Annotated in this window: 22 protein-coding genes; 7 read left to right on the forward strand and 15 right to left on the reverse strand. The window is 42.3% G+C overall.

Annotated features, from left to right (window positions below):
* Positions 1–15: 15 nt before the first annotated feature.
* The 4 genes from P6N53_RS10625 to P6N53_RS10640 all read right to left on the reverse strand — a co-directional run bounded on the left by P6N53_RS10625 (position 16) and on the right by P6N53_RS10640 (position 3,569).
* Entirely contained in the window at positions 16–1,014 is a 999-nt protein-coding gene (locus tag P6N53_RS10625) for a beta-ketoacyl-ACP synthase III (RefSeq protein WP_304542924.1), read from the reverse strand.
* 143 nt (positions 1,015–1,157) lie between these two features.
* Entirely contained in the window at positions 1,158–1,871 is a 714-nt protein-coding gene (locus tag P6N53_RS10630) for an ABC transporter ATP-binding protein (RefSeq protein WP_304542926.1), read from the reverse strand.
* Positions 1,868–2,623, reverse strand: coding sequence for an ABC transporter permease (locus P6N53_RS10635; protein WP_304542928.1), 756 nt, complete (start codon positions 2,621–2,623; stop codon positions 1,868–1,870). Before P6N53_RS10635 ends, P6N53_RS10630 begins: the two co-directional genes overlap by 4 nt.
* Entirely contained in the window at positions 2,598–3,569 is a 972-nt protein-coding gene (locus P6N53_RS10640) for an ABC transporter substrate-binding protein (protein ID WP_304542930.1), read from the reverse strand. Before P6N53_RS10640 ends, P6N53_RS10635 begins: the two co-directional genes overlap by 26 nt.
* A 189-nt stretch (positions 3,570–3,758) precedes the next feature.
* On the opposite strand from P6N53_RS10640, the gene P6N53_RS10645 reads away from it, so the two are divergent.
* The 5 genes from P6N53_RS10645 (at position 3,759) to P6N53_RS10665 (ending at position 7,211) form a co-directional block, all read left to right on the forward strand.
* Positions 3,759–4,193 carry a universal stress protein gene (locus P6N53_RS10645; RefSeq protein WP_304542932.1) on the forward strand — a complete coding sequence of 145 codons (435 nt, stop codon included), beginning with the start codon at positions 3,759–3,761 and terminating at the stop codon, positions 4,191–4,193.
* Between the two features lie 9 nt (positions 4,194–4,202).
* Positions 4,203–4,604: a fluoride efflux transporter CrcB gene (gene crcB, locus P6N53_RS10650; RefSeq protein WP_304542934.1), complete on the forward strand. Its 402-nt coding sequence runs from the start codon at positions 4,203–4,205 to the stop codon at positions 4,602–4,604.
* A 32-nt stretch (positions 4,605–4,636) separates the two neighbouring features.
* Positions 4,637–4,999 carry a fluoride efflux transporter CrcB gene (gene crcB, locus P6N53_RS10655; RefSeq protein ID WP_304542936.1) on the forward strand — a complete coding sequence of 121 codons (363 nt, stop codon included), beginning with the start codon at positions 4,637–4,639 and terminating at the stop codon, positions 4,997–4,999.
* A 35-nt stretch (positions 5,000–5,034) separates the two neighbouring features.
* Positions 5,035–5,772, forward strand: coding sequence for a sulfite exporter TauE/SafE family protein (locus P6N53_RS10660; protein WP_304542939.1), 738 nt, complete (start codon positions 5,035–5,037; stop codon positions 5,770–5,772).
* A gap of 86 nt (positions 5,773–5,858) precedes the next feature.
* On the forward strand, positions 5,859–7,211 hold the full coding sequence (locus tag P6N53_RS10665) for a stalk domain-containing protein (RefSeq protein WP_304542941.1): 1,353 nt from the start codon (positions 5,859–5,861) through the stop codon (positions 7,209–7,211).
* A gap of 56 nt (positions 7,212–7,267) precedes the next feature.
* Here P6N53_RS10665 and hypD read toward each other — a convergent pair whose 3' ends face one another.
* The 7 genes from hypD to P6N53_RS10700 all read right to left on the reverse strand — a co-directional run bounded on the left by hypD (position 7,268) and on the right by P6N53_RS10700 (position 17,787).
* Entirely contained in the window at positions 7,268–9,631 is a 2,364-nt protein-coding gene (gene hypD / locus P6N53_RS10670) for a trans-4-hydroxy-L-proline dehydratase (protein ID WP_373323035.1), read from the reverse strand.
* A gap of 16 nt (positions 9,632–9,647) precedes the next feature.
* The gene (locus tag P6N53_RS10675) at positions 9,648–10,550 is read right to left on the reverse strand and encodes a trans-4-hydroxy-L-proline dehydratase activase (RefSeq protein WP_304542945.1); all 903 of its coding nucleotides are present in this window, start codon (positions 10,548–10,550) and stop codon (positions 9,648–9,650) included.
* 190 nt (positions 10,551–10,740) lie between these two features.
* On the reverse strand, positions 10,741–11,088 hold the full coding sequence (locus P6N53_RS10680; RefSeq protein WP_304542947.1) for a DsrE family protein: 348 nt from the start codon (positions 11,086–11,088) through the stop codon (positions 10,741–10,743).
* A 23-nt stretch (positions 11,089–11,111) separates the two neighbouring features.
* A complete protein-coding gene (gene hpsH, locus P6N53_RS10685) occupies positions 11,112–12,041 on the reverse strand; it encodes a (2S)-3-sulfopropanediol dehydratase activating enzyme (RefSeq protein WP_304542949.1) in 930 nt (309 codons plus the stop codon).
* Positions 12,042–12,116: 75 nt separating this feature from the next.
* The gene (hpsG, locus tag P6N53_RS10690) at positions 12,117–14,603 is read right to left on the reverse strand and encodes a (2S)-3-sulfopropanediol dehydratase (RefSeq protein ID WP_304542951.1); all 2,487 of its coding nucleotides are present in this window, start codon (positions 14,601–14,603) and stop codon (positions 12,117–12,119) included.
* A gap of 147 nt (positions 14,604–14,750) precedes the next feature.
* Entirely contained in the window at positions 14,751–16,649 is a 1,899-nt protein-coding gene (locus tag P6N53_RS10695; protein WP_304542953.1) for a TRAP transporter large permease, read from the reverse strand.
* A gap of 103 nt (positions 16,650–16,752) precedes the next feature.
* Positions 16,753–17,787, reverse strand: a complete 1,035-nt coding sequence (locus tag P6N53_RS10700; RefSeq protein ID WP_304542955.1) for a TRAP transporter substrate-binding protein — start codon at positions 17,785–17,787, stop codon at positions 16,753–16,755.
* Positions 17,788–18,311: 524 nt separating this feature from the next.
* On the opposite strand from P6N53_RS10700, the gene P6N53_RS10705 reads away from it, so the two are divergent.
* Both P6N53_RS10705 and P6N53_RS10710 read left to right on the forward strand, forming a co-directional pair.
* Positions 18,312–19,724 (forward strand): sigma-54 interaction domain-containing protein, encoded by a 1,413-nt coding sequence (locus tag P6N53_RS10705; RefSeq protein WP_304542957.1) that lies wholly within the window; start codon positions 18,312–18,314, stop codon positions 19,722–19,724.
* A gap of 182 nt (positions 19,725–19,906) precedes the next feature.
* On the forward strand, positions 19,907–21,034 hold the full coding sequence (locus P6N53_RS10710; protein ID WP_304542959.1) for an iron-containing alcohol dehydrogenase: 1,128 nt from the start codon (positions 19,907–19,909) through the stop codon (positions 21,032–21,034).
* Between the two features lie 86 nt (positions 21,035–21,120).
* Here P6N53_RS10710 and P6N53_RS10715 read toward each other — a convergent pair whose 3' ends face one another.
* Genes P6N53_RS10715 through P6N53_RS10730 form a run of 4 tightly spaced genes read right to left on the reverse strand, consistent with a single transcriptional unit; the run spans position 21,121 to position 25,146 of the window.
* A complete protein-coding gene (locus tag P6N53_RS10715; protein ID WP_304542961.1) occupies positions 21,121–21,576 on the reverse strand; it encodes a LysM peptidoglycan-binding domain-containing protein in 456 nt (151 codons plus the stop codon).
* A 56-nt stretch (positions 21,577–21,632) separates the two neighbouring features.
* A complete protein-coding gene (locus P6N53_RS10720) occupies positions 21,633–23,906 on the reverse strand; it encodes a xanthine dehydrogenase family protein molybdopterin-binding subunit (protein WP_304542962.1) in 2,274 nt (757 codons plus the stop codon).
* On the reverse strand, positions 23,903–24,358 hold the full coding sequence (locus P6N53_RS10725; protein WP_304542964.1) for a (2Fe-2S)-binding protein: 456 nt from the start codon (positions 24,356–24,358) through the stop codon (positions 23,903–23,905). The genes P6N53_RS10720 and P6N53_RS10725 overlap by 4 nt, the downstream gene beginning before the upstream one ends.
* A complete protein-coding gene (locus tag P6N53_RS10730; protein WP_304542966.1) occupies positions 24,349–25,146 on the reverse strand; it encodes an FAD binding domain-containing protein in 798 nt (265 codons plus the stop codon). Before P6N53_RS10730 ends, P6N53_RS10725 begins: the two co-directional genes overlap by 10 nt.
* Between the last annotated feature and the right edge of the window lie 93 nt (positions 25,147–25,239).

Consider the following 25,239-nt stretch of genomic DNA (forward strand, 5'->3'; position numbering starts at 1 on the left):
TAATGTTGCCAAATTTTAATCACACCACTTTATGACCAGTGCTCCCCAGGATAAGCCGCTACCAAAGCCAACCATGACTAAGTGGTTGCCTTGCTTAATGCGTCCCGTTTGAAGTCCCTCCCAAAGGGCTAGGGGGATGGATGCACTGGAAGTATTCCCATAGCGGTCAATATTTACTAACACCTTGTCCAAAGGAAGATTTAATTTTTTAGCTGCAGCATCAATTATTCTGATATTGGCCTGATGTGGAATCAACAGGTCTATATCATCTTTGCAAAGACCTGCTGCCGAAAGAGCTTCTACAGTCACTTCTTCAAAAATCTTTACGGCAAACTTAAATACTTCCCTTCCATTCATATAAAAGGTATGCAGATTTGCAGCTATGGTTTCTTCACTGGCTGGGAGTCTTGAGCCTCCCGCTGGAAGATTTAGTAGCATGCCACCGGAGCCATCGGCACCAAGCTTAATGGAAAGAATCCCATAGCCCTCGGGGGAAGGTTTTAGGACAACTGCCCCAGCTCCATCACCCATTAGAACACAGGTCTTAGGGTCTTGCCAATTGGTTATCCTTGATAGGGTGTCTGCCCCAATTACCAGCACATTTTCATAGGTTCCGGAAGTAATAAACTGACTGGCCACCGACAGTGCATAAACAAAGCCGCTGCATCCGGCCTCCAGGTCAAAGGCTGCCGCCCTCTTTGCCCCTAGTCTCTCTTGAACAAGGCAGGCGGTAGCTGGGAATATCATATCAGGTGTTACTGTGGCTACAATAATTAGGTCAATATTCTCCGGCTTAACTCCCGCATTCTCCAAGGCCTTCTTCCCGGCAATAACCGACATATCCGATGTGGCTTCATCGGGGGAGGCTATACGTCGCTCGGCAATGCCTGTTCTGGTTCTAATCCATTCATCACTGGTTTGAACCATCCCCTCCAACTCACTGTTAGATAATCTTCTTTTAGGGACGTAGATCCCTATACCGGCTATACCGGCTCTAATCAGTTTCTTTGACATATACTTCAACCTTTCCTTTCACAAGAAAGACGCTATATAACAAACGTCTTTCAGCACTTTAATTACCCAAGCCCGGATAGTATCCAGGCATAGTTACGTAAAGCATCACAGAAATTTATGAAAGTACCGGTTGTCAAAGCTTCTTAGTATTCCTTTTGTAGAGCCGTCATTAATTGCCCATAAATGTGGGCTAATCTTTCATCCCCTAACTCCCTGTCCTTATGGGGTATATCAATACCAAACTCAGCCTTTACCAAGGTAGGTCTTTTTGAGTAAACCAACAGCTTATGACCTAAAAGCAGAGCTTCTGCCACATCATGGGTTACAAAAATAATACTGCTGCCGCTAAACTCCCACATCCTGGCTACCTCCCTTACCAGTGAAAGCCTTAGGGGTGCATCCAGGGATTTAAAAGGTTCGTCCATTAACAATAATTGATGGGGGAAAGCAAAGGCCCTGCACAAGGATAATCGCTGCTTCATTCCACCACTCAAAGCTTCAGGGTAAAATTTTTTATATGCCCCTAAGCCCATTAAGTCAAGGTAACGCTCAATCAATGCCTGCCTCTCTGGAAGCTCTATCTGGCTCTTAAGAACAAAATGCAAATTGTCCTCTACACTTTTCCAAGGTAAGAGCCTCGATTCTTGAAAGGCGTAACTTATTTTTATGTCATCAAGTCCTTGAATATGTCCCTCATCGGGTTCATCCAAACCGGCCAACATACGAAGGGTAGTTGTTTTACCGCATCCAGAAGGCCCCAAAAGGCATACAATTTCACCTGGCTGCACCGTAAAGGATAAGTCCTCTAAAACCTGCATACCTCCCAGTCTCTTTTTAATACCCTCCAGTTTAATCATACAGCATTCCTCCAGCGGGTTAAGCGCCTGTTAACAATGTATAAGGCCCTATCGGTTATTAAACCCATCAAAACTAACAGCAGTGTCCAGGCAAATACCTCCGGGGTTTCCAAGTTTATTCTGGCAGTGGCCATCCCTGCACCAATTCCCCTCTGGGCACTTAAAAATTCGGCCATGGCCACAGCCTTCCAGGTCGTACCCAACCCCGCCGACATGGCAGCAAAGAGATATGGCAATACCTGGGGAAAATAAACCTCCACTATTAATGCACGCCTTTCAACCTTAAAGGTTTTAGCCATTTCAGTAAGTCGGGGATTCACATTTTGTACACCTTGAACTAGATTAATAATAACCAGCGGTAATGTGCTAATAACAACCACAAAAATGGGCACCCGCTCAAAGCCAAACCAAATCATTGCCAGCAAAAGCCACGATATAACAGGAACCACTTGAAGTGTTACCACATAGGGTTGGAACATTTGCCTAATCAATTTACTAAGACCCATTAACAAACCCACGGGCGTCCCTATCAGCAGAGCAATGGAAAATCCTATTAATCCCCTGCCAATGGAATTACCGGCATGTTCCCAGAGTTTCCCTCCTGCCATAAGATTACCCAAAGCCTGGACAGTTTCCATTGGTGAGGGCACTATGACGGGTTTATAGAAACCTGATATTACTTGCCAAAGGCCTAAGAAAAATATCAGGCTAAGCAGGGACAAGCCCTTACTTAGCCAAGTAGAATTTATCATCTGGTACTTTTCCTCCAACCATCTCCGGCGAAAATTGCAGCAGCTTAGATAGATAGTTATCAACGTCTGCCTTAGCATCCTGGGCATTTACAAATCTTACATCTATTCTAGCCATTGAGTTCTCAAAGACCTTGGCTGGCATATCAAATTTTTCCTGAACAAGGCTTGCCACTGAAGAGGGATCTGCTGTTGTCTGCTCTGTGGCTTGCTGGTAAGACTTCTGAATTATATCCAGTGCTTCCGGATACTTCTCAACAAACTTATTTTGCACAACCATCCCGGCCTGTGGCAGGCTTGAGTCCTCAACTCTTTGCCATTCCTGCTCAAAATCAAAAACTTGTTTAACATTAGGATTTTTGCTTAAGACATTGGTAACCAGGGGTTCCGGGAGTACTGCCGTACTGGCAAGTCCTTGAATTAGCATCTGAGCAATTTCAGGAGAGCCTGCATATTTTAGTATTACTTCATTACTTGAGACTTCATTTTTTCCCAGCAGATACTGGGTAATGATATCCGGGCTTGCCCCTTGGGCACCAACATGAATTTCCTTCCCTTTTAAATCTTGCCAGCTTGAAATATTATCAGAGGAGAGGAGATATAAAATTCCCCAGGTGCTTACGTTAGCAAGTGAAATATCCATGTCTTTGCTAAATAATTTTGATGCGGTATTGACAGGTAATACGGTAAAATCTGCCTCCCCGTTTACAATCCTAGCGGTTGCCTCCTCAACACTTTTATAGAGGATTAGTTCTATAGCAACTTTGTCACCAAAGGGCTTATTTTCAAGCATCTTTAGCAGCGGTGCTGTTGGGGGTGCTGGTGGCGCCTGGATTACAATTTTTTCTGGATACGGAACTTCTGCTGCTGGTTCTTGATTTACATTCCCACAGCCTGTTATAAGACCTATCAGGAATAAACAGGCCAGAACTAAAACAAACTTCTTCAAAAAATCATCGCCTCGCTAATTTGTATTTTACATTTAAAATTTAACACAAAATTTAATAATCCTGCCTAATTACAAAACATCTACATAAAAGAATATACTTGTTAACCCCATTTCAAAGCTTGCTAATAGCCCCCAACTTGCTATGGTTAATAAATAGTGTTATGTTAAATGTAAAACATACTAAATGGGGTGTTTCATATAAAGATTCTATTAGCTACTGACGGTTCCGATAATTCAATCCGGGCATCTGATTATATTATCAAGCTGTCCGGTTATGGACTTAAGCTGGAGGTGACAGTGTTATCTGTCATTCCTTTAACCAAAGACATGTCCATATATCTAGGTGTAAATGAGGATGAATACAACAGATTGTCAGATATAAGAGTCCGCTCCATTTTTGAGCCCTTTGAAGAAGCCTTTAATAAATACGAAAATATTAAAGCCAGTTTTATTACTGTAAATGGAGAGATTCCTGAAGCAATTGTTTCCTTTGCCAATGAGGGGCAATATGATCAGATTATTATAGGTAGCCGGGGCTTAAGTAATGTTAAGGAATTTTTTCTGGGAAGTGTGAGCCATAAGGTGGTTCGGCTGGCTCAATGTCCGGTAGTAATTGTAAAGTAGGAGATAAAGATGAATTACTTAGCTGTGGGTGTAGGGGGCATGGCAGGAGCCGCCTTTAGGTATTTTATTAGTACCTTTAACGGGGCAACAACAGCATTATTTCCCTTTGGCACACTTACTGCCAACTTCCTTGGTTGTTTTTTATTAAGCTTTGTGGCCTATGCCAGCATATTGAACTGGAACTTGCCAAAAAAATACCTTTTGGCTATTAATACAGGCTTTATTGGTTCCCTTACTACCTTTTCCACCTTTTCCGTAGAGACCATGAATTATATTATCCATGCAAAATATGAACTGGCAGCAATTTATGTAATTATTAGTTTAGCAGGGGGGCTATCCCTCTCCTTCATGGGTGTTCATCTGGCAATAGTCTTGTTTAGAAAGATACAGGAGGAGCAACAGAACACTTAAGAAAAGATTCCTGAGAATGCAGGTGGTTTTTTATGAAGGACTTATTATTGGTCGCTGCAGGTGGCTTTTTAGGTGCCACTGGTAGATTCCTGGTAACTAGTATAATCCAATCCAAGCATAATTACCCCTTTCCCTTCGGCACCTTTACAGTAAACCTGGTGGGTTCTTTTTTGTTAGGCTTTCTTTTTGCCCAGCATTTATTTAATGCTGACTTATTGTTGTTGCTTGGTATCGGTTTCCTAGGTTCCTTTACTACTTTTTCTACCTTTGAAATGGAGTCCGTTGAATTGATAAGAAAGGGTAAGTTGCCTATATCCCTGCTTTATATGGCACTTAGCACTATTTTTGCCTTAATAGCTGCCTTTATGGGCTACTGCTTGGGAAAAGTTATTTAGTGCTAATCTTATAATTAGTTAGGAGTTGACTTCAATTGATAGACTTTGACGTCCTCTGGCTTGCGTCTGCCTTTATTGTTACCCTGGCAGCTATGTTGCAGGGTATAACTGGGTTTGGTTTTGCTCTAATAGCCATTCCACTCCTACTCCTTGTGTATGATTCTCATACTGCGGTTATTCTTAACATGATGATCTCTCTGGTGACCCTATCCGTACTTACCTTCCGGGTTAGGAGTTTGGTAAAAACAAATATAGTTAAAAACCTTTTCTTAGGAAGCATTTTAGGCATTCCTATAGGCATTTTTATTCACCTCCATTTTGATGTTGAGTTACTTAAGCTTGCCATCGGAATTGTTACCGCCCTTTCCAGCTTAATCATGTTAGTAGGCTTTACCGTTAAAATGACAAAGGATAAAATATGGCAAACCTCCACAGGAATTATATCCGGTATCCTAACAGGTAGTATCAGTATGCCGGGTCCACCTGTAATCCTATTGCTAAACAATCAAAAGTTGTTAAAGGACCATTTTCGGGCAACCACCTCTGCATTTTTTGTCCTTGCCTATCTGGTAAGCCTTTTTTCTTTAACCAGTATTGGAGCCGTGGACTTAGAAACCTTTATTTTATCAGGCACACTGATTCCCTTTGCTATCCTGGGGGGCTTCTTGGGTTACATTATCTTCCCAAAGGTACCCCAGGAAAAGTTCCAACAGGGTGTTTCAATTTTAGTTTTGGCAACCGCCCTATATGCAGTTATAACTGCCTTAGGTTAACAGCATTTACTACCTAGTTAGCAGGAACCCATAAAAGGTTTGTCGAAAATATGATCAAAAGAAGCTTTCGAGGAGGCGAAGATTTTTTGAGAAAGTGGCCTGTTTTCCTCATTGCACTGCTGTTGATTATTATGCTTGGCTTACCTGCAGGAGGCAGTACCCCAACGGTTATAGTAGATGGAACCCGTCTAAGTCTTGATGTACCTCCCAGGATAGAGCAGGGTACAACTATGGTTCCTCTACGGGGTGTTTTTGAAGCACTGGGGGCCAGCGTAACCTGGAACAGCTATAACCAAACCATTATTGCACGTAATGGTGATTATGAAGCATTACTTATAGTAGGACATCCTGTGGCCTTTAAAAACGGTGCTCCCGTTGATCTACCTGTGCCCGCATCCATTCAAGACGGAAGAACCTTGGTTCCCCTCAGATTTGTCAGCGAAGCCCTTGGTGCAGAGGTCCACTGGGATTCCACCAGCCAAACAATTAACATTACGTCCAATAATAGAAAAATTATTGATAATTCCCTAGAAACCATTGCAAACAACATTGATAGAGAATTTGTTTGGAGCTTTGGGGGCAAAAAATGGACCTACCAGATGCAAATTCCCCAAGAGGCTTATGATTATTACACCGGCTTGAAACGCATTCCTACCAATGACTATTCGGTCTATGTCACAGATCCCGTGGATGACGTGTTTATTTCTAGGATAGCAGCCAAGTTTATGGAAGTGGTAAAGCAGGAAGGGTATTCGCCCAACCAGACAGTAGAGTTTGTGGTCTCCTTTGTGCAAAATTTAAAATATATATCAGATAACGCTTCCAAAGGCTATGACCAGTATGCCAGATACCCCCTTGAAACACTGGTAGAACAAAATGGCGACTGCGAAGATACCAGTATACTGCTGGCCTCCATCCTTAAAGAAATGAACTTCGGGGTAGTTTTAGTTATGCTACCCGGAGATCCTGGCCATATGGCCGTGGGAGTTAAAGGGGAAAACCTTTCCGGTGTCTATTATGAATTTCAGGGTGAAAAATATTACTATGTAGAAACCACCGGCACAGGTTGGAAAATCGGACAAATACCAGATGAATACAGAGACCGCAAGGCCCAAATATTACCCTTAATACCCCAGCCGGTCATAACACACCAGTGGACCTACCAGGGTACTACACGTCAAATTGAGCTAAAGGTGACAGTTCATAATGATGGGTCAGCTGTGGCTGCCAATACTAAAGTCTACGCAGCTCTAGACGCAGGAAATGGCAAAGTATATGACCAAAAAATTTCTGATATCCTTAATCTGGAGCCCCGCTCCAGTGCCACCTTTACCATATATCTAAAGCCTCCGGCTAATGCAAATACCAGGGTGCTGGTAAAAATAGTATCAGATGATGTCTTGATGGATGAAAGTCAATCTGATTGGTTCAAAACTTAACCTATCCCAAGTAAGGCTAAAGCCGGGAGTTTATGCAATAACTCCCGGCCTTTTGTTTAACAACTAAAAGACTGCTCTGTCCTGGCGATGATTTCATCCTGCAATTCCTTGCTAAGATTATGAAAATGATCACTGTAACCGGCCACCCTTACAATTAGGTCTTTGTATTCCTCGGGTCTTTCCTGGGCTGCCAGTAATGTCCTTTTATCTATTACGTTAAACTGAATGTGGTGTCCGTCCATATTAAAATAGGTTCGTACCAGGGAAACCATATTTTCTAACCCTTCATCACCAGCCACCACCGAAGGACTAAATTTCTGGTTTAAGAGTGTTCCCCCGGTGCGAAGGTGATCCATCTTGGCAGCGGATTTGATCACTGCAGTTGGTCCACGCCTATCTGAACCCTGTTCTGGGGAAATGCCCTCCGAAAGTGGCTTGCCTGCAATTCGACCATTGGGGGTAGCCCCCGTTACTGAGCCAAAGTAGACATGACAGGTGGTTGGCAGCATATCAATACGGTAGGTTCCACCCTTCATATTTTTCCGACCGTTAACAGATTCATAAAATGCATTAAAGGCCGTTAGCATCAATTGATCGGCGTAATCATCATCATTGCCATATTTAGGGGTTTTATTGAGAACGCTATTATGAACGTACCCATGACCCTCAAAATCATCTGCCAATGCCTGCAGCAATTCTGCCATGGAAAATCTCTTTTGTTCAAAAACGTTGTATTTAATAGAGGAAAGACAATCGGTGAGGGTTCCAATGCCTACACCTTGAATATAGGAGGTGTTATATCTAGCACCCCCGGCATTATAATCCTTTCCACTTAAGATGCAGTCACTTACAACGATTGATAGAAATGGGCAAGGCATATGGGCTGCATACAATTTTTCTATGATATGATTGCCCTTGATCTTGATATCTACAAAGTGATTCAGCTGTTTTGCAAATGCCTCCAATAGTTCTTCAAAGGATCTGTAATCTACGGCGTTTCCGGTGGCTAAGCCAAGTTGTTTTCCTGTTCTGTTATCAAAACCGTCATTTAAGGTAAGCTCTAGGATTTTAGGCAGGTTAAAGTAACCTGTTAAAATATAGGCCTCTTTACCAAAGGCCCCGGTCTCAACACAGCCGCTGGCCCCGCCCTCCCTTGCATCAACAATATCCTTTCCTACCCTTAACATCTCCTGTATAATGGCATCTGTATTATATAGGGCCGGTTGTCCCCAGCCCTTTCGTGATATCTCGCAGGCCCTTTTTATAAATCGATGAGGTGTCTTCCTGCTAATCTGAACATTTGAGCTGGGCTGAAGCAATTTCATTTCATCCATTACGTCTAATATTATAAAGGATACGTCATTGACACCATCTGAGCCGTCGGATTTTACCCCACCGCTGTTGATATTGGCAAAGTCTGTGTAGGTCCCGCTTTCCTTTAAAGTAATTCCAACCTTTGGAGGGGCCGGCTGGTTATTAAACTTTACCCAAAGGCATTCTAAAAGCTCTTTTGCCTGATCCTCAGTCAATATTCCTGCTTCCAGGTCTTTTTGGTAGAAGGGATTTAAATGTTGATCCAAACGTCCCGGACTAAAGGAGTCCCAATTATTAAGCTCCAGGGTTACCCCTAGATGAACAAACCAATACATCTGAATGGCCTGGGCAAAGGTCTCTGGTTTATGGGCCGGTACTACCTCACAATTTTGAGCAATAGCCTGTAATTCCGCCCTTCTTCTGGGGTCCTGCTCTTCTTCTGCCAGCTCCCTGGCTAAAGCACCATAGCGTTTGCCATAAATAATTATGGCTTCGCAGCAGATTTTCATGGCCTCTAATTGTGCTTTTTTCTCATAGGACTGCCCATCATTAAGGTAGTCTATCCCTTCAATAGATTTTTCAATTTCCTTTTTAAAGTCTAAAAAGCCCTTTTGATACATCTTCCCATCTGCTACCGTGTGACCCGGTGCCCTTTGTTCCATAAATTCGGTAAAGATACCACCTTCATAGCAATCCTTCCACTCCTGGGTCATCTGCTTAAAGATATGTTCCCGTAGGGATCTTTTTTGCCAATAGGGTATTATTCTTTCCCTTTGGATGGTTTTACTTTCTTCACTAACTTTAAAAGAGATCTTATCCCTGTTGTTCATAACTTCAAAATCATCCAGGGTATGGCAGCATAATTCAGGGTAGGTTGGAGCTGATTGTGGTCCCTCCCCCTTTTCCCCCACAATAAGTTCTCCTTCATTAATGCAAAGGGTTTGGTTTTCTAAGATATGTTTAAAGGTTAAGGCTCTTAGGATTGGTGTTTCCACCGTACCGGCATACCTTTGATAGGCTTCGGTTACCAACCTTGCCCTTTCAATGGATATGCTGGGCTCAACGGTTAAACTCTGATTCCTCAGCCTTTTTATTCTTTCATTCATGCCCCTGTCCAAAGTTCTAACCCCCAATCTTAATATTAAAACCTTTTTTACTAAATAACTGGCTGATTTCTGCCAATCTTTGTTCCGTTGGCGCTTTAAAGGATTCCCCCTGATATTTCCTGTTTAATTTTGTGTATTTATTACTTCCAATGGAATGATAGGGTAGCAAGTTAATCAAGGATATATTCATTCCCTGGATAAAATCTATGGTTGCTTTTAGGTTAATATCCTGGGAGCTTATATCTTCTACCAATGGTATTCTTAAATTTATGTTCCCCCCACTGGCGGAGAGCTTTCTAAAATTCTCCAATATTAGCTGATTATCCTGTCCCGTATACTTTTTATGAAGGGAAGCATCCATTAACTTTAAGTCATATAGGAATAAATCCACATATGGCAACACCTTCTCAAAGCTCTCAAAGGGCACATAACCACAGGTGTCTATGGCAACAGAAATCCCTCTCTTTTTGCATAACTTAGCAAGTTCAGTAACAAAGTCTATCTGGCAAAGGGCCTCACCCCCAGAGAAGGTTACCCCGCCTCCCGACTGCTCATAAAATGGCCTATCCCTTTCTATCTCATTTAGAACCTCTTTCAGGGAATACTCTTTTCCCGAAACTTCCCTGGCATTATTGATACAGTGTTCGATACACGCTTCGCATAGGACACACTTTTTCTTTTCCTGAACTAGGTATTTTCCATCTAACCTAATTGCCTGGTACAGGCAGCTCTGCAGGCATTGGCCACAGCCAGTACACTTTTCTTGATTGTACAGTATTTCTCTTTGGAAATGCTGACTCTCAGGATTGTGGCACCACAGGCAGTTTAGGGGACAACCCTTAAAGAAAACCGTTGTGCGAATGCCAGGTCCATCATGAACACAAAACTTTTGTATATTAAAGATGGTTGCTTTTTCCATATGCACCTCATGTCGCTGCTCGGGATTATTAAAACCCTTGTATCTTTTTCTACAGTCTGCAATAGACTTTTGTCTATCCCTTTATTATACCTTGAAAAGGTTACAATTCTAAGCAATGTTATTTTAGTATACTGTATCATTAAATCAAAAAAGCCGGGGATAAATATCCTCGGCTCGACCAGCAAATCCTTTAAGGCTTTATATAAATAAAGCCCATACTTTGTTTTTTTACGATCTCCGTTATTCCTCCCGGAACTACCTGAACAAATTCAGGTAGAAGCTCTTCCTTTAAGGAATGAGCCTGAAGGGCATTACGACAGGCTGCGAATTTAACACCCCGGGAGGATAAGCTGCTCATTTGCTCATGTAAATTTACCTTATCATTATCGTAATAAAAATTTACAGCCCCAGCATTAGCCACCAGCTCGATCTCCACCTGATTATCACTTACATCCTTAAGGAAGTTTTGAATATTTGTTAATGCCTTTGGCCATACTTCATTTTCTGAAACATGAAATAAAACCTTCGTCTTCTCCAATGCCTCTTTCCCCCATTTAATTACTATTTCCCAAAGAACTCTCCCACCAGCTTCTTTAGGCTTTTCATTTTTTCATCAACCAGTTTCACTTCTGGCATGGGATATTCCTTCCCTAGATATTCATATTTGGGCTGTCCCAAACGATGGTAGGGCAGCAGCTCATAGTCTACATTTGGGAATTGCCTAATATAGTCAATAATTTCTTTAATATCTTCTTCCGTATCATTAAAACCCGGTATTACTGGAGTTCTAACCATAATGGAAAGGTTAGGAAATGCCTCACACAGCTTTACAAAATTGTTAAGTATTAATTCATTGGAGACTCCGGTATACTCCTTATGCTTATCATTATTAATGCATTTGATATCATAAAGCACGGTATTAAGCTGTTGACTAATTTTGTTTAAGCTATCCCAGTCTGCATAGCCACAGGTCTCCAGGGTTGAATTAATCCTCCTGCGTTTTGCTTCCTTCAGCAGTTCCCAGGCATAGTCAGCCTGGGATAATGGTTCCCCACCACTTAAGGTAATTCCCCCACCAGATCTAGTATAAAACATACTGTCTTCTTCGACAACTTTTAGAACTTCCTCTACAGTCATGGGCTTGCCATACATGTTTAAAGCCCTGGAGGGACATATGTCAGCACATCTGGCACAGTTATTACAGATTGCCCTGTCTATTTCAACCTTTTCACTGGTATTCTCCCTAATGGCACCCAATTCACAGGCCTCAATACACATTTTGCATTCCTTTGTACCGATGCATTTGTTATTATTAAAGGCCAGTTCGGGCAAAAGATGCTGAGATTCAGGGTTGGCACACCACCGGCACTTCAAGGGACAGCCCTTTAAAAATACAATAGTCCTAATGCCCGGCCCATCATGTACTGAATATCGTTGAATATTAAATATATAACCACTTTTGTTTCTATCTATATTACCGGCTGCACTCACTAAATCCCCTCCTTAACAAAATGGGCTGTAAGCCCTGCGAAACAGCAGGACTTACAGAGGATAACCTATTTGTATTTAGATGGTGCTGTGCTCTGTTCTGGCAATAATGTCATCCTGTAAATCTGGAGACAAATCGCAGAAGTAAGCGCTATAGCCGGCGACCCTTACGATAAGCCCACGATATTTGTCGGGATCCTTCTTGGCTGCCAGTAGGGTTTCCTTATTAACAATGTTGAACTGGAGATGCCATAGCTTAAGATCACACCAGGTTCTAATAAAGGAGGCCAGTTTTCTCGTGCCCTCTTCCCCGGTTACACAAGACGGTGTGAACTTAATGTTTAGCAGTCTGGAGGCACGCTCCCTAAAGTTGTAGTTTTTAGAGTTAAAGTTAGATAGCAATACAGCAGTTGGACCATTGACGTCTGCACCGTGGGAGGCGGAAGAGCCGTCAGCTAATGGAGTATATGCCTTTCTGCCGTTGGCAGAAGCACTGACCACCTTGCCAAAGGGCACATGGGAAGTAAAGGGCACCAGTCTCAGGTCAAAATGTACACCTAACTCCTTGGAATATTTCTTGGTAAACTCAAGGGCTTCACGGTCAACGTCCTTAGCAAGGGAATCCACATAGGGATCATTGTTGCCGTATTTGGGAGCATTAAGCAGCATTTGTCTAACTGCTTCCTTACCCTCAAAGTTACATTCTAATGCTTCAATTAACTGGGCCATGGTTAACTTCTTATCTTCAAAAATCAGCTTCTTAACAGCGGCCAGGGAATCAACCACAGTTCCATAACCCATCAGCTCAAAATATCCTAAATCAATACCACCGGGTATTACAGGTGTATGGAGATCCAAGCAGTTTTCCATGCACAGATCATGCAGGGATGAACCCAGTGGGCTGGCAAAATGCTTGGGACGTAAATTTATGATAACATGCTGCTGGATAAAGGCTTGCTTTAAAAATTCGGTGGTTTGGGCTAAGTAGGCATTCCAAAACTCTTCCCAGGTACTAAATTCCCTTGGGTCTCCAGTTTGCAGACCAATAACCTCATCCCCATGCAGGAGCATCTTTCCATTGTGTAGAACCATTTCTACTGCTGCTGCGAAGTTAATATAAGGGCATCCGCTGGTAAATGTGTCTCTGTTGGGCATTCTGGCTTCAGAGCAACCGGATACAGCATAGTCATAGGCTTCTTCAAAGGTTGCACCCTTGGACAGCAATAGGGGAATAACCTCTTCGTCGTTGATTAATTTTGGGAAGCCGGAACCCTCTTTGATGGTCTGAGCTACCTCATGCATATAACGTTCTGGTGAGCGGGCATGAATTCTGGCTGCCAGATCAGGGTAGTTTAACGGGAACTCCTGCTTGGACTTCAGGAATAAGTAGGTTAGTTCGTTGGTGGCATCACTTCCATCTGGTGTCTGACCGCCAATGGTTACCGCTTCCCAGTGAGCATAGCCTTCGTTAAAGGCACCGCCAGTTGGGGAAACATACAGGTCGATGAATTGTGCCATAGCCACCCACATGCACTCCAGCAATTCAACGGCACCTTCTTCAGTCAGGCGACCCTCTTCGATATCCTTTTTGTAGAATGGATATAGGTACTGGTCCATACGTCCGTTGGATATAATAGTACCTGTTTTTTGCTCAATCCTGGAAAACATTTGGGTAAACCACTGGGATTGAACTGCCTCCCGGAAATTTCGGGCAGGATTTTCAGGCACCCAGGCGCAGATTTCTGCAATTTCCATTAATTCTTGCTTTCTAGTTGCATCAGCTTCCTTCTCAGCAAGCTCCGCAGCTAATTTGGCATGTCTGTTTGCCCATAGAATGATGGCATCACATACATTGATCACCGCCTGGAGGAAAGGTGCCTTCTCCATATTGGCAACAGGGCTTAGGGGATCAAGGGCGGCTAGCTTCTCTTGGGCCTCTTCCTTAATGCCTTTGAAGCCTCTCTTTAATACCCTTTCATAGTCGTGTACCCACTGAATAGAAGAGCGGAATGAAGCAGTTTCGTTAACAATGAATCTGGATTTAAGGGGATCCTTAGGATCATAGGTATACCTTAGGGTGTCCTTTGGTAGTGCCTCGGCAAGCTTTTCATGGAAGGTTTTCCCTTTCCAGTAGGGGGCAATTTCATTGATTACAATATCAGCGTCAGCCTGACATATGTTGAAGGGAGATTCAACACGGCTTGGCAGCTGCTCAATTGCTACGTCAAGGAAATCACCATCTAATTCGGGGAATAGCATACCGTATCTACCGGGCTGGCCACCTCTACCTACCAGCAAGTTGCTATCATCGATATATACAGTCATATTTTCTGCAATGTGCAGTAGGGCTTTGGACCATCTTAGAACTAAGGGTTCCCCCTCAGTTTGCTTCATGGAATCAGTAAAGTATTTGGCCCTTTCCACATCAATGATGGGACGCTGGGTGTGAAAGCTCTCCAGAATTTTATAAATCCTTTCCCTACCCTTTTTAAAATCCTCTTTACCTAACATTTCTTCCTGAATTCTTTGTTCGTGGGGTGATAATACAGTACAACAAGTTGTCATTATTTCATCCTCCTAATTTAGATGATTAGCTAAATCTTTAATTATTTGCTTATTATTTTTTTGGGCACAGTTTCTACCCCTGCGAGTAATTAGGTCAGTTAGATGGTTAGAAACTGTCGCCAAAATTCATTTGTATTCTTGGACAGGTTATTTAGATAAGCTGGGCAGAAACATTGATATCTCAGGAATATAAGTAACAAGCAGTAACACAACAATCATTGCGAATAATAATGGTAAAGCAGCCTTGGAGATATTCTCCATCTTAAGTTTAGCAACACCGCTGGCCACGAACAGGTTAACACCAACGGGGGGAGTGATGAAGCCTAGAGCCAAGTTTACGACCATGATTACACCAAAATGAATTGGATCCACACCTACCTGAATTACAATAGGTAATAGTATGGGGGTTAGGATTACGATGGCTGCCAGGGCTTCCATAAAGGTACCAACCACCAGCAACAACACGTTGATCATCAGCAAAATAAAAATTTTACTTTCAGTTATACTTAAAATGAAAGAGGCAATTTTATTAGGTACCTGTTCAATGGTCATTATGTTACCAAATATTGTTGCCATAGCCATCAGTACAATTACGATAGCTGAGGTACTGCAGGCATCCATAAAGCACTGGGTAATATTTTTAAGGTTAATTTCCTTATAGATAAATACGCCAACTATTAGCCCATAGAATGCAGAAACTGCTGCGGCCTCGGTTGGTGTCATTAGCCCGCCGTAGATACCTCCAAGGATAATGACAGGAACCATTAAGGCCCATTTTGCCTCCCAGAAAGCTCGTCCAAAGGTCTTTAAGCTACGTTCCCGCACCTCACCTTTCCAGTTGTTCTTTTTAGAGTAGAGATAACTTATCACCATTAATACCGCCCCAGTTAAAAGTCCAGGAACGATACCGCCCATAAACAGCTTGCCAACGGAAGCCTGGGCTGAAACACCGTACACCACAAAGGGGTTGCTGGGTGGTATCATTACGCCAATGGCACCGGCACAGGCTACCAGAGCTGCCGCAAAGTGCTTATCGTAACCTCTTTGAATCATAGCCGGAATTGTTAATGCCCCAATTGCCGCAACGGTGGCAGGACCAGAACCGCTGATGGCGGCAAAGAACATACAGGTTGCAACAGTTGCCAGTGCCATACCACCATACAGGGAGCCAAGCAGCTCGTCAGCCAGGGCCAGTAATCTTTTAGAAAGTCCCCCTGCCCCCATAAAGACACCCGCTGCAATAAAGAAGGGTATAGCCATAATGGGAAAACTATCTATAGAGGTAAATGCTAACTGTGCCACATAATCAATAGGCAAAGTCTTTGCACCAATAATGGTAGCAAGACCGGATAAGCCTAAAGCAATTGCAATGGGAACACCGATAACTAAAAAGATAGCAAAGTAACCGAACAGCCAGGCTAAAGCATCCATTTCAAAACCAAATAGCAGGGGTGAAGCTAAGGCTAGACAAAATATGATTCCAAAGGCTGTATCTTTAAGTCCACATTCCTTTACCTGCTTATATAAATCTTGTATGACCCTTAAACTGATTAGTCCAAAACCAATGGGAAGTATTAAATAAGGAATAAAATAGGGAATCTGTAAAGCTGGTGTAGTTTGGGGTAAATTCAGCATCATTTCTATATGATCTAACCCCTTAAAGAACACTACACTGCTAAGGGCCAGGAAGCATACATCAACAACAATCCAAGAAATCCTCTGAATACGTTCCGGTAAGCGGTCGTAGATAATGTCAACTCTAATGTTGCTTCTGCCCTTAATCGCCAATGGAATGGCCAGATAAGAAATCCAAATAAAGATATAGCGGGCTAATTCCTCTGTCCAGGTAGCTGCACCGGAACCATCATATAAATGGGTGATTATATAACGGTAAGAGGTCTGAAAGGTAATGATTAATATTATTGACAACATCCCTATTAAAAGGATGGGTTTTTCCAGATTGTCATCCAACCACCGCAACCAGTTTCTAGGCTTGGGGTCAGTTGGGCTTTGTGGCACCGTATTAGCATTCTTTTGATTAGCCATTGGCATCGCCTCTCTGTAGTTGCTTATTAATTAACCTGTAATCCAAATCATGTTTTCCTATATGGGAGGACCATAGCCCTCCCATATAGGAGCTAGCTCCTAATTACTTCTGGGCATCAACTAACATATCAATTAATTCTTGAGGAATTTTATCTGGGAACATGGTCCAAACTTCTTTGGTAGCTTCCTTAAACTTAGCTTTTTCTTCAGGTGTCAGGTCATGAACCTTGATACCTGCAGCAATGAAGTCTTGTTTAGCTTTAGCTTCTAATTCAGCAGATATCTTGCGCTGGTAATCTAGAGCTTCTTTGCCGGACTCAACTAAGATATCCTGGATATTCTGGGGCAGTTCGTCAAAGAATTTCTTGTTAATCATCAGAATGTGCATGCTGTAATTGTGTTCTGAGTCAATGGCAAACTTAGATGCCTCATGGTGCTTAGCTGAGTACAGAAGACCAAAGGTGTTGCCCTGACCATCAATGGTGCCCTGCTGTAATGCAGTGTAAACTTCGCCCCAGGCAATTGGAGTAGGGTTGGCACCAAGGGCCTTGGCTACTGCTACTTCAACTGGTGAATCAGTGGTACGGAGCTTGAGGTTTTTTAAATCTTCCGGGCTTATAACTTCTTTCTTAGCAGTTACAAAGTTACGATAGCCGTATTCACTAAACATAATGGGCTTTAGTCCAATTTCTTCAGAAACCTGGGTAAAGTATTTGCCCAGTTCTCCCTCATCCAGGGCTTTATATAGTTTTTCTTGGTTTTCAGGGGAAGTAATATAAGGCAGATCGAACACCATAAATTTGGAAGAGAAATTAGCCATATTTGGTGAAGAACTGGAAGCCATCTCCAGGGTACCCTTTTGTACTGATTCCATAGTTACCCTGTCACTACCCAGAACGGTATTACCATATAATTGAACCTCTACTTGGCCATTTGACTTCTGCTCTACGATTTCTTTAAACTTTTCATATCCAATGGTTACGTTATTGCCAGGGGCCATAGGGTGGGCCAGCCGTATAGTTATCTTTTTACCTTCATCGGCACCCTGTTCCTGGGATTTTTCGCTTGAACCGCAACCAACTAGAGCTAAAGAAAAAACCACTACCAATGCTACTAAGACTGCTAATTTTTTTCTCATAATAGACCTCCGTTGTGATTTAGTTGCATAAAAGTTTAAAACTTATAACAGTAAACTTTAATAAAAGTCCTTTGGGCTAACCCACCCCCTCATTGTTCCTTTCATTCTTCGTACTACCTTGACCTTTATTAAAGCAATAACCATGCCAAGCTTTCAAACACCCATGAAACCTTAAAACAAACTTAACATTGTATACACCTGGCCCGTTCAGGTTGCAATGTCGCACCAATGTCACACAGGAGACATTTCAGCAAAATCAAGGCCCGACATTGGTACAAACGTCACAAGCCCCGGTTGCAAAGCAGCAACATCCAGTTGCGTTGCTGCAACCAAATTAAACACTAATGTGAAAGAACTTATCATTTTTACTATTTTAAGGGCGCTACATGGTAATAAAAATAAATATTTGTACAATTTTGTCGTATTTTCGCGAACAAACTGATTATATCATGTTAAAATACATTTAGTTAACAAATAATGTCCTGCAACAGACAATGAATAACTTTCCAGGGGAGGTGCTTTCCATGGATTTAGTAAAGGCACAGGCATATGAGATAGAAGCATTTTTAGATAACATTTTGGACGTTTTTTCTGATGGCATATATATCAGTGATGCCAAGGGAAAAACCATCAAAGTAAACAGCACCTATGAAAAGTTAACAGGTCTTAAAAAAGAAAATCTATTGGGTCGCCTGGTACACGATTTAACCAAGGAGGGTGTCTACGACACCGCCCTTAATCCTATTGTTGTTAAAACCGGAAAACCCCAGACCTCAGTTCAAAAAACTAAAGAGGGACGTAAGGTAATATTAAATGGCTATCCGGTATTTGACCAAAATGGCAAGGTAGCCTATGTAGTGACCTATGTAAGGGATGTTACTGTCCTTTCACAGCTTAAGGAACAAATATCTTCCCAGGCAGAGTTAATTGAAAAATACCATCAGGAAATTCATTATTTGTTTTCAAAAAAACATAAAAATGAAAATACCATCATTGAAAGTCCTAAAATGATTAAGCTTATGCAATTGCTCCAGCGTATTGCGGCCACAGATACAACCGTTTTAATTCTCGGGGAAACCGGTGTGGGCAAAGATGTTTTTGCTAGAAAAATCCATGAGCACAGTCAGAGAAAAGAGGAGCCTTTTTTCAAAATTAATTGTGCTACCATCCCGGAAAACCTAATCGAGTCTGAATTATTTGGCTATGATCCCGGTGCTTTTTCCGGAGCTAATGCCAAAGGAAAACCCGGCTATTTTGAGATGGCCGATAAAGGAACCCTATTTCTTGATGAGATCGGCGAGCTGCCCCTGGCCATGCAGGCCAAACTATTAAGGGTATTACAGGATCAAGAGGTAATGAGAATTGGTTCTACCAAGGTAAAAAAGGTAGATGTCCGTTTTATCGCTGCCACCAATAGAAATCTAGATGAGGCCTCTAAGAATGGTACATTTAGAAGCGATCTTTATTACCGTTTAAGGGTTGCAGTATTGGACTTGCCTCCTTTAAGGGAGCGCAAAGAAGAGATTACTCCCCTTGTCCAATATTTTTTGGATAAATACAACACAAAATATAAGAAAAAGCTTACATTAACCCACGAAGTTAAAAATTACCTGCAGAATTACAAATGGCCGGGAAATGTCCGAGAAGTGGAAAACTTAATTCAAGGTCTTGTGGTTACTCAGGAAAAAGAACTGTTGGGAATTAGTGATTTACCCAATTATTTAATGGGCAACCAGGACACTAATCTTGATAAAGTTTTGATGCCTACATCGGTTAACGTTGGCGAACAAACCCTTAATGAAATTATGGCAGACGTGGAAAAGGATCTATTAAAAAGAGCTCTGGATATACATGGAAGTGTCCCTAGCGTAGCAAAGGTTTTTCATATGGATAGATCAACCATCTTCAGGAAAATGAAAAGATATAATTTAATTTAGTCTTAACCGTTGCACAACAGCAACCTCGTTGCTGTTGTGCAACGGTTTTTTCTTTGTTTTTGTTGTAAATTCGCATCCTAAGTGTATTTATTTCTAAATTCCTCAAGCAATATAAGGTTTTTTGTTTTGGCATAAAAATTGCTTTTATTTTAATCAAGTAAGAACTATTGAGGTGTGACATCATGTTTAAAGACTATCTTTTTAACACTCCTTGTAAAATCTTGGCCGGAATTGACACCAGAAAGACCCTTGGCAAACAAGTAAAGAAATATGCTGGTAAAGTTGTCCTCATATGCACTGACAAAAAAAGCCAAAGATCCGGACTGCTTGTTGATATACTGGAGTCTCTAAGCAGAGAAAATTTAGCCTATGTCATATTCGATGAATTGGACTGCTGTCCCACCATTGAGATAGTGGAACAGGGATTAAATCAATACAGAAATGAAGAATGTGACATTCTGCTGGCCGTAGGTGGAAGTAGTGCCATTGATACCGCCAAGGTTATTTCATCACTTACAAAAAGTCCTGGAGAGTCAACCTGCCAGGAGGCTCCTGTCATTGCTGTGCCAACCAATGCAAGTCTAGGTTCCGAGTTTCATAATTGGTCTGTGATTACAGATGATTTATCCAATAAAACAATTATTATGGACAGGGTTCCAACACCTAAGCTGGTTATCATGGACCCCTATATGCTTCAAGTACTGAATGCAACAATGGCAGGGCAAACTGGTCTTCAGATTTTATCTATAGCCATAGATGGCTATGTTTCTTTAGGCAGCTATGAGCTAACAGACATATTGAATCTCAAGGCAATTGAGCTCACAGCCAAAAATCTGCGCCGTTTTGTGGCAAACCGGCGGGATTTGGAGTCGGCCACTGCTGTACAAAATGCAGGCTTATATGCCGCCCTTGGCTCAGCAAATTCTGGCCTTGGAAATGTATTTGCCATGACTACAACCTTAGCTAATCATAGCAAAATTGCCGCCGGAAAGGCCTGGTCAGTTATCTTGCCAAGGGTTATGAAATACAATGCCATGGCCTGTCCAGATAAATTTGTTAATATTGCCAAATGTTTTGGAGAGAAGGTTAGTGATTTACCTATTAACGAGGCTGCACTAAAATCAGTGGATGGTGTTGCTAAATTAATTAGTGATATTGACCTTCCCTCATCCTTTAATTCCCAAGACATCCCCCATGGGCTCATAGAAATTCTATCTCAAAAGGTCCTAGAATGTCAGCATTGCAGAACAAACCCCCGGGATACCAAGCTGGACCACCTAGTATCCTTGTTTAGTAAAACTGTTTCCTAAGCTGTCTACGCCACTAAGGCTACCTCCTTAAAATAAATCCTTGGATTGCAAGTGAAAAGCCTCCCCATTAATGGGAGGCCTTTTTTTTAATTTCCCCAGGCCGGGTCAGGCTCCCGTGGCACCTGTAATATTTGTCCAATGTGCAACAAGCTATTTGGATTATGTCCGTTTATTTGGGCCAACTGCCTGGCATATATCTCTGTGCCATAATACCTTTTAGAGATACTTGGCAGGTTATCTCCAGCCTGAATATGGTGGTAGATAATGCTGCCTTGACCATTAGTACTGTCTACCGCTTCGGCAATCTCCACTTGTTTCTGTCCCTCAGCTAATTTAATAGTTTCTACCTCAATTTTAAGGGTTGAATTTTCTTCGAGTAAACTTCCCCTTTCCACCTTCAATGAGACTATCTCTTGCTTAAGGGTAAAGATATTTGCAGCCATAAGAATGACGACAAGTACCAGGATACCAAATAAAATATGAACAGTATACTTCTTTTGGGACTTTAACTCTTGTTCCACCTGGGTTACTTTTTTTCCCACAAAGCTCCGCTGATTAATAGTTTTCACCCTTTACCATAAGTTCTAGCATTAATTACTTAGTTTTTCGACATCTCTGTAAATACTTTCTCCGGCGTGATAGGAAGGTCTGTCACCCTTACCCCCACAGCATTATAAACTGCCTGGGCGATGGCTGGGGCTGGGGTATTGATAACCACTTCACCCAGGGACTTTGCACCAAATGGTCCGGTTGGCTCATAGCTTTCCTCAAATACTACCCTAATATTGCCCACATCTTTTCTACAGGGAATTTTATACTGCATGAAACTGTTTGTTCTGAGACCGCCCTTTTGATCATATTTCACATCTTCATATAAGGCCAAACCTATTCCCTGGGCTATGCCTCCCTCAACCTGAACCCTGGCCAGATTAGAATTAATCACAGTACCACAGTCCACCACTGCTACAAAGTCAATTATATCTATTTTCCCGGTCTCTTTATCTACTTCAACCTCTGCAAAACCTGCAATAAAGGGCGGCGGGGATACGTCGCTGCCATGGGTTGCCTGCCCCACCAGTTGAAGTTTACCTGTACCTAAAACTGCCTGTTCCGAAATTTTTTCCAAACTTATGGAAATTCCATTGGTGGTTGTAACCTTATCTCCGTCGAAATCTACGGTCTCAGCACTAACCTTCAATAGTTTGGCACCCATCTCAATGATCTGTTTCTTTAATGCCTCTGCTGCCTTTACAACCGCCATTCCGGTAACATAGGTAGTACTGGAGGCGTAAGAACCAGGATCATAGGGAGAGACATCGGTATCTGCAGAATTTACTATAATTTTCCCAACAGTAGTATCCAGCACTTCTGCTGCCATTTGGGCCAAGATAGTATCACTGCCGGTACCCATATCTGTTGAGCCAATTAACAAGGTATAGCTACCAGCATCATTTAACCTTATTTCAGCAGATGCCGTATCAATACCGGCGATTCCTGAACCCTGCATGGTCACAGCCATCCCCAAAGCCCTTACCTTATTACCAATTTCTTTTCTGGGATATTTATGCTCCCAACCTATCAGCTCTTTTCCCTTTTCAATACACTTATCCAGGGTAGAACTGCCTAAAATTCCACCATCCCATACTTTACTTGCTTCCCCCTTATTGATTATATTTTTCAACCTTAATTCCAGGGGAGAAATATTTAATCTTTCAGCCAGAATGTTTACAGTTGACTCAAGGGCAAAGGTTCCCTGGGTTGCACCATAGCCCCTTAAGGCTCCCCCAGGCATTTTATTTGTATAAACCACATTACCCATAAATCGTACCGCATTGGTTTTATTGTATAGGGGGAGGGTTTTCTCTCCCACCACCATAAAGACCGTTGAGGCATGTTCTCCATAGGCCCCGGTATCTGATAACCCCTGTATATCTAATGCCCTGATGTACCCTTCTTTGTCAGCCCCCAGCCTTACTTTCAATCTCATGGCATGGCGGCTGGTGGTACAGCTAAAGGTTTCCTTCCGGTCGTAAACAATTTTAGCCGGTTTTCCAGTCTTAAGGGTAACCAGGGCATTGAAGATTTCAACTGCCGCAGTTTGTTTTCCCCCAAAACCCCCGCCTATTCTCGGTTTAATTACCCTTATTTTACTGGCAGGCAGCTTTAGTGCCCTTGCAAGCATCCGCCTTACGTGGAAGGGAATCTGGGTGGAGCTAACCACCACCAGCCGGCTGTTGTGGTCAAGGTAACTTAAAGCACGGTAGGTTTCCATCATGGCATGGGCCTGGGCTTGAGTATAGTAGGTTTCTTCCACTACCACAGCACATTTCTTAAGCTCTTCTTCTACATCTCCGATTTCTACCAATTGGGAAGATACAATATTACTTTCCTTCCTCATTCCAATGTCAAAATTACAGTGAAGCTCCTCCTCCGGATGTACTACCGAACTATGCCCTTCAGCTGTTTCAAAATCCAGAACAGGCTCTAATATTTCGTAATCAACCTTTATTAAATCCATTGCCTGAAGGGCAGTTTGTTCATCAACGGCGGCAATAATAGCCACCTCATCTCCCACATACCGTACAATTTCATCAAGTATAAGCCTATCATAAGGAGACGGCTCGGGATAGGACTGCCCCGCCAGAGTAAACCTAACCTTAGGTACATCCTTATGGGTAAGGATGCACTCTACCCCCTCCAGTTCTAAAGCCTTAGATAGATCAATATTAATAATCCGAGCAAAGGCATAGGGGCTTCTAAGGAGCTTAACCACCAGGGTATTTGGCATGGTTAAATCATCTGTATAAACTGGTTTTCCTGTTGTGATGGCAATTCCGTCAGTCTTTGCTATCCCTTTACCAACGATTTTCATACTTGCACAACCTCCAGATATCTCTTAACAGCCCTCAGCTGGCTCATATACCCTGTACACCTGCACAAATTGCCGGTCAGGTAGTGTATTATTTGTTGCTCCGAAGGCTCAGTTAACTCCCGCTTCATGGCCAGTACTGTCATTATAAAGCCCGGGCTGCAATAACCACACTGGTCAGAACCCTCCGAAGCGATGAATTGGGCAAATTCCTCGGCCTCCTTTTGTACTCCCTCAATGGTAGTAACCTTCTTACCCTGCACCCTCGCCGAAAGCACCGAGCAAGAGAGGGTTGGCTTTCCATCAAGCCACACAGTACATAAACCGCAGCTGGTTGTATCACAGCCTGTTCTCACACTTAACAAGCCATAGCTCCTAAGGGTATCAACCAAAAACTCACCCTTTTTAATTTCCAAGAATACTTCTTTATTATTAATTATGGTGCTTATTTGCATTGAACTACCTCCGTAACCGCCCGCTTTACCAGCACCCTACACATGGCCTTTCTATATTCAGCTGTCCCCCTCATGTTGGAGCCAAAGGATAGCTCCTCAGAAGCAATCCTCGCTGCCGCATCCATCTGTTCATTATTGAAACTATTTTCGGTTAAAAACTTCGAGGCTTTATAGGCAATCCCAGCCCTGAGGGGTCTCGCTCCTACTACAATGCGCCATTCATCGCCCAATTTTGAAGCTGCTGCATTCAGCAAGGGAAAATCACCTGCAGAGTTCCTTAAACTTTGGTAGGCAGCAAGTCGCATTGTTTTCTTTATAAACAACTTTACTAGAATATCCCTTGGAAAAGGTTTGTCCAGGAAATCCTCCAGGGACATTCGCCCCCCATTATATAACTCTACTTCAGTATCCAAGGCTAATAGCGCTGTGATCAGATCTGAAAAACCATATTTAGCATAAACACTGGCCCCTACAGTGACAACATTTCTAAATTGAACACCAACGACATTACTCACCGCCTTAGGAAGAACGCCGCAGAAATAAGCATTTAATAGAGGGCTGGTTTCAATATCTCTAAAGGTTGTCATTGCACCAATCTCAATATAATCAGCTAATTCAACTATATAGTCCAAGTTAATCTTGGACAAATCTATGGCGGTATTAATTTTCAGTGATCCTAATCTTAAATAAGCACAACCACCTAGAAGTACGTTACTTCTATCAGCCACCAGGATTTGATAGGCCTCATCTAATGTTCCAGGCTGGGCCAAATCCTTTAGAGTGAACATATAATTACCCCCTAAATCAAACATTCCTTTTACTATCTAGTCGCATTAATTCTTAATTAAACAAATAATAGTCAACTATCATCTTACCAAAAA

The organism is Desulforamulus aquiferis, assembly GCF_030577015.1.
GTDB classification, from domain to species: domain Bacteria; phylum Bacillota; class Desulfotomaculia; order Desulfotomaculales; family Desulfotomaculaceae; genus Desulfotomaculum; species Desulfotomaculum aquiferis.

What these genes read in the sequence shown, in the direction of transcription:
- P6N53_RS10625 (WP_304542924.1), bottom strand. Translation starts at nt 1,014, where the DNA reads ATGTCAAAGAAACTGATTAGAGCCGGTATAGCCGGTATAGGGATCTAC.
- P6N53_RS10630 (WP_304542926.1), bottom strand. Translation starts at nt 1,871, where the DNA reads ATGATTAAACTGGAGGGTATTAAAAAGAGACTGGGAGGTATGCAGGTT.
- P6N53_RS10635 (WP_304542928.1), bottom strand. Translation starts at nt 2,623, where the DNA reads ATGATAAATTCTACTTGGCTAAGTAAGGGCTTGTCCCTGCTTAGCCTG.
- crcB (WP_304542934.1), top strand. Translation starts at nt 4,203, where the DNA reads ATGAATTACTTAGCTGTGGGTGTAGGGGGCATGGCAGGAGCCGCCTTT.
- crcB (WP_304542936.1), top strand. Translation starts at nt 4,637, where the DNA reads ATGAAGGACTTATTATTGGTCGCTGCAGGTGGCTTTTTAGGTGCCACT.
- hypD (WP_373323035.1), bottom strand. Translation starts at nt 9,631, where the DNA reads ATGAATGAAAGAATAAAAAGGCTGAGGAATCAGAGTTTAACCGTTGAG.
- P6N53_RS10675 (WP_304542945.1), bottom strand. Translation starts at nt 10,550, where the DNA reads ATGGAAAAAGCAACCATCTTTAATATACAAAAGTTTTGTGTTCATGAT.
- hpsG (WP_304542951.1), bottom strand. Translation starts at nt 14,603, where the DNA reads ATGACAACTTGTTGTACTGTATTATCACCCCACGAACAAAGAATTCAG.
- P6N53_RS10695 (WP_304542953.1), bottom strand. Translation starts at nt 16,649, where the DNA reads ATGGCTAATCAAAAGAATGCTAATACGGTGCCACAAAGCCCAACTGAC.
- P6N53_RS10700 (WP_304542955.1), bottom strand. Translation starts at nt 17,787, where the DNA reads ATGAGAAAAAAATTAGCAGTCTTAGTAGCATTGGTAGTGGTTTTTTCT.
- P6N53_RS10705 (WP_304542957.1), top strand. Translation starts at nt 18,312, where the DNA reads ATGGATTTAGTAAAGGCACAGGCATATGAGATAGAAGCATTTTTAGAT.
- P6N53_RS10710 (WP_304542959.1), top strand. Translation starts at nt 19,907, where the DNA reads ATGTTTAAAGACTATCTTTTTAACACTCCTTGTAAAATCTTGGCCGGA.
- P6N53_RS10720 (WP_304542962.1), bottom strand. Translation starts at nt 23,906, where the DNA reads ATGAAAATCGTTGGTAAAGGGATAGCAAAGACTGACGGAATTGCCATC.
- P6N53_RS10725 (WP_304542964.1), bottom strand. Translation starts at nt 24,358, where the DNA reads ATGCAAATAAGCACCATAATTAATAATAAAGAAGTATTCTTGGAAATT.
- P6N53_RS10730 (WP_304542966.1), bottom strand. Translation starts at nt 25,146, where the DNA reads ATGTTCACTCTAAAGGATTTGGCCCAGCCTGGAACATTAGATGAGGCC.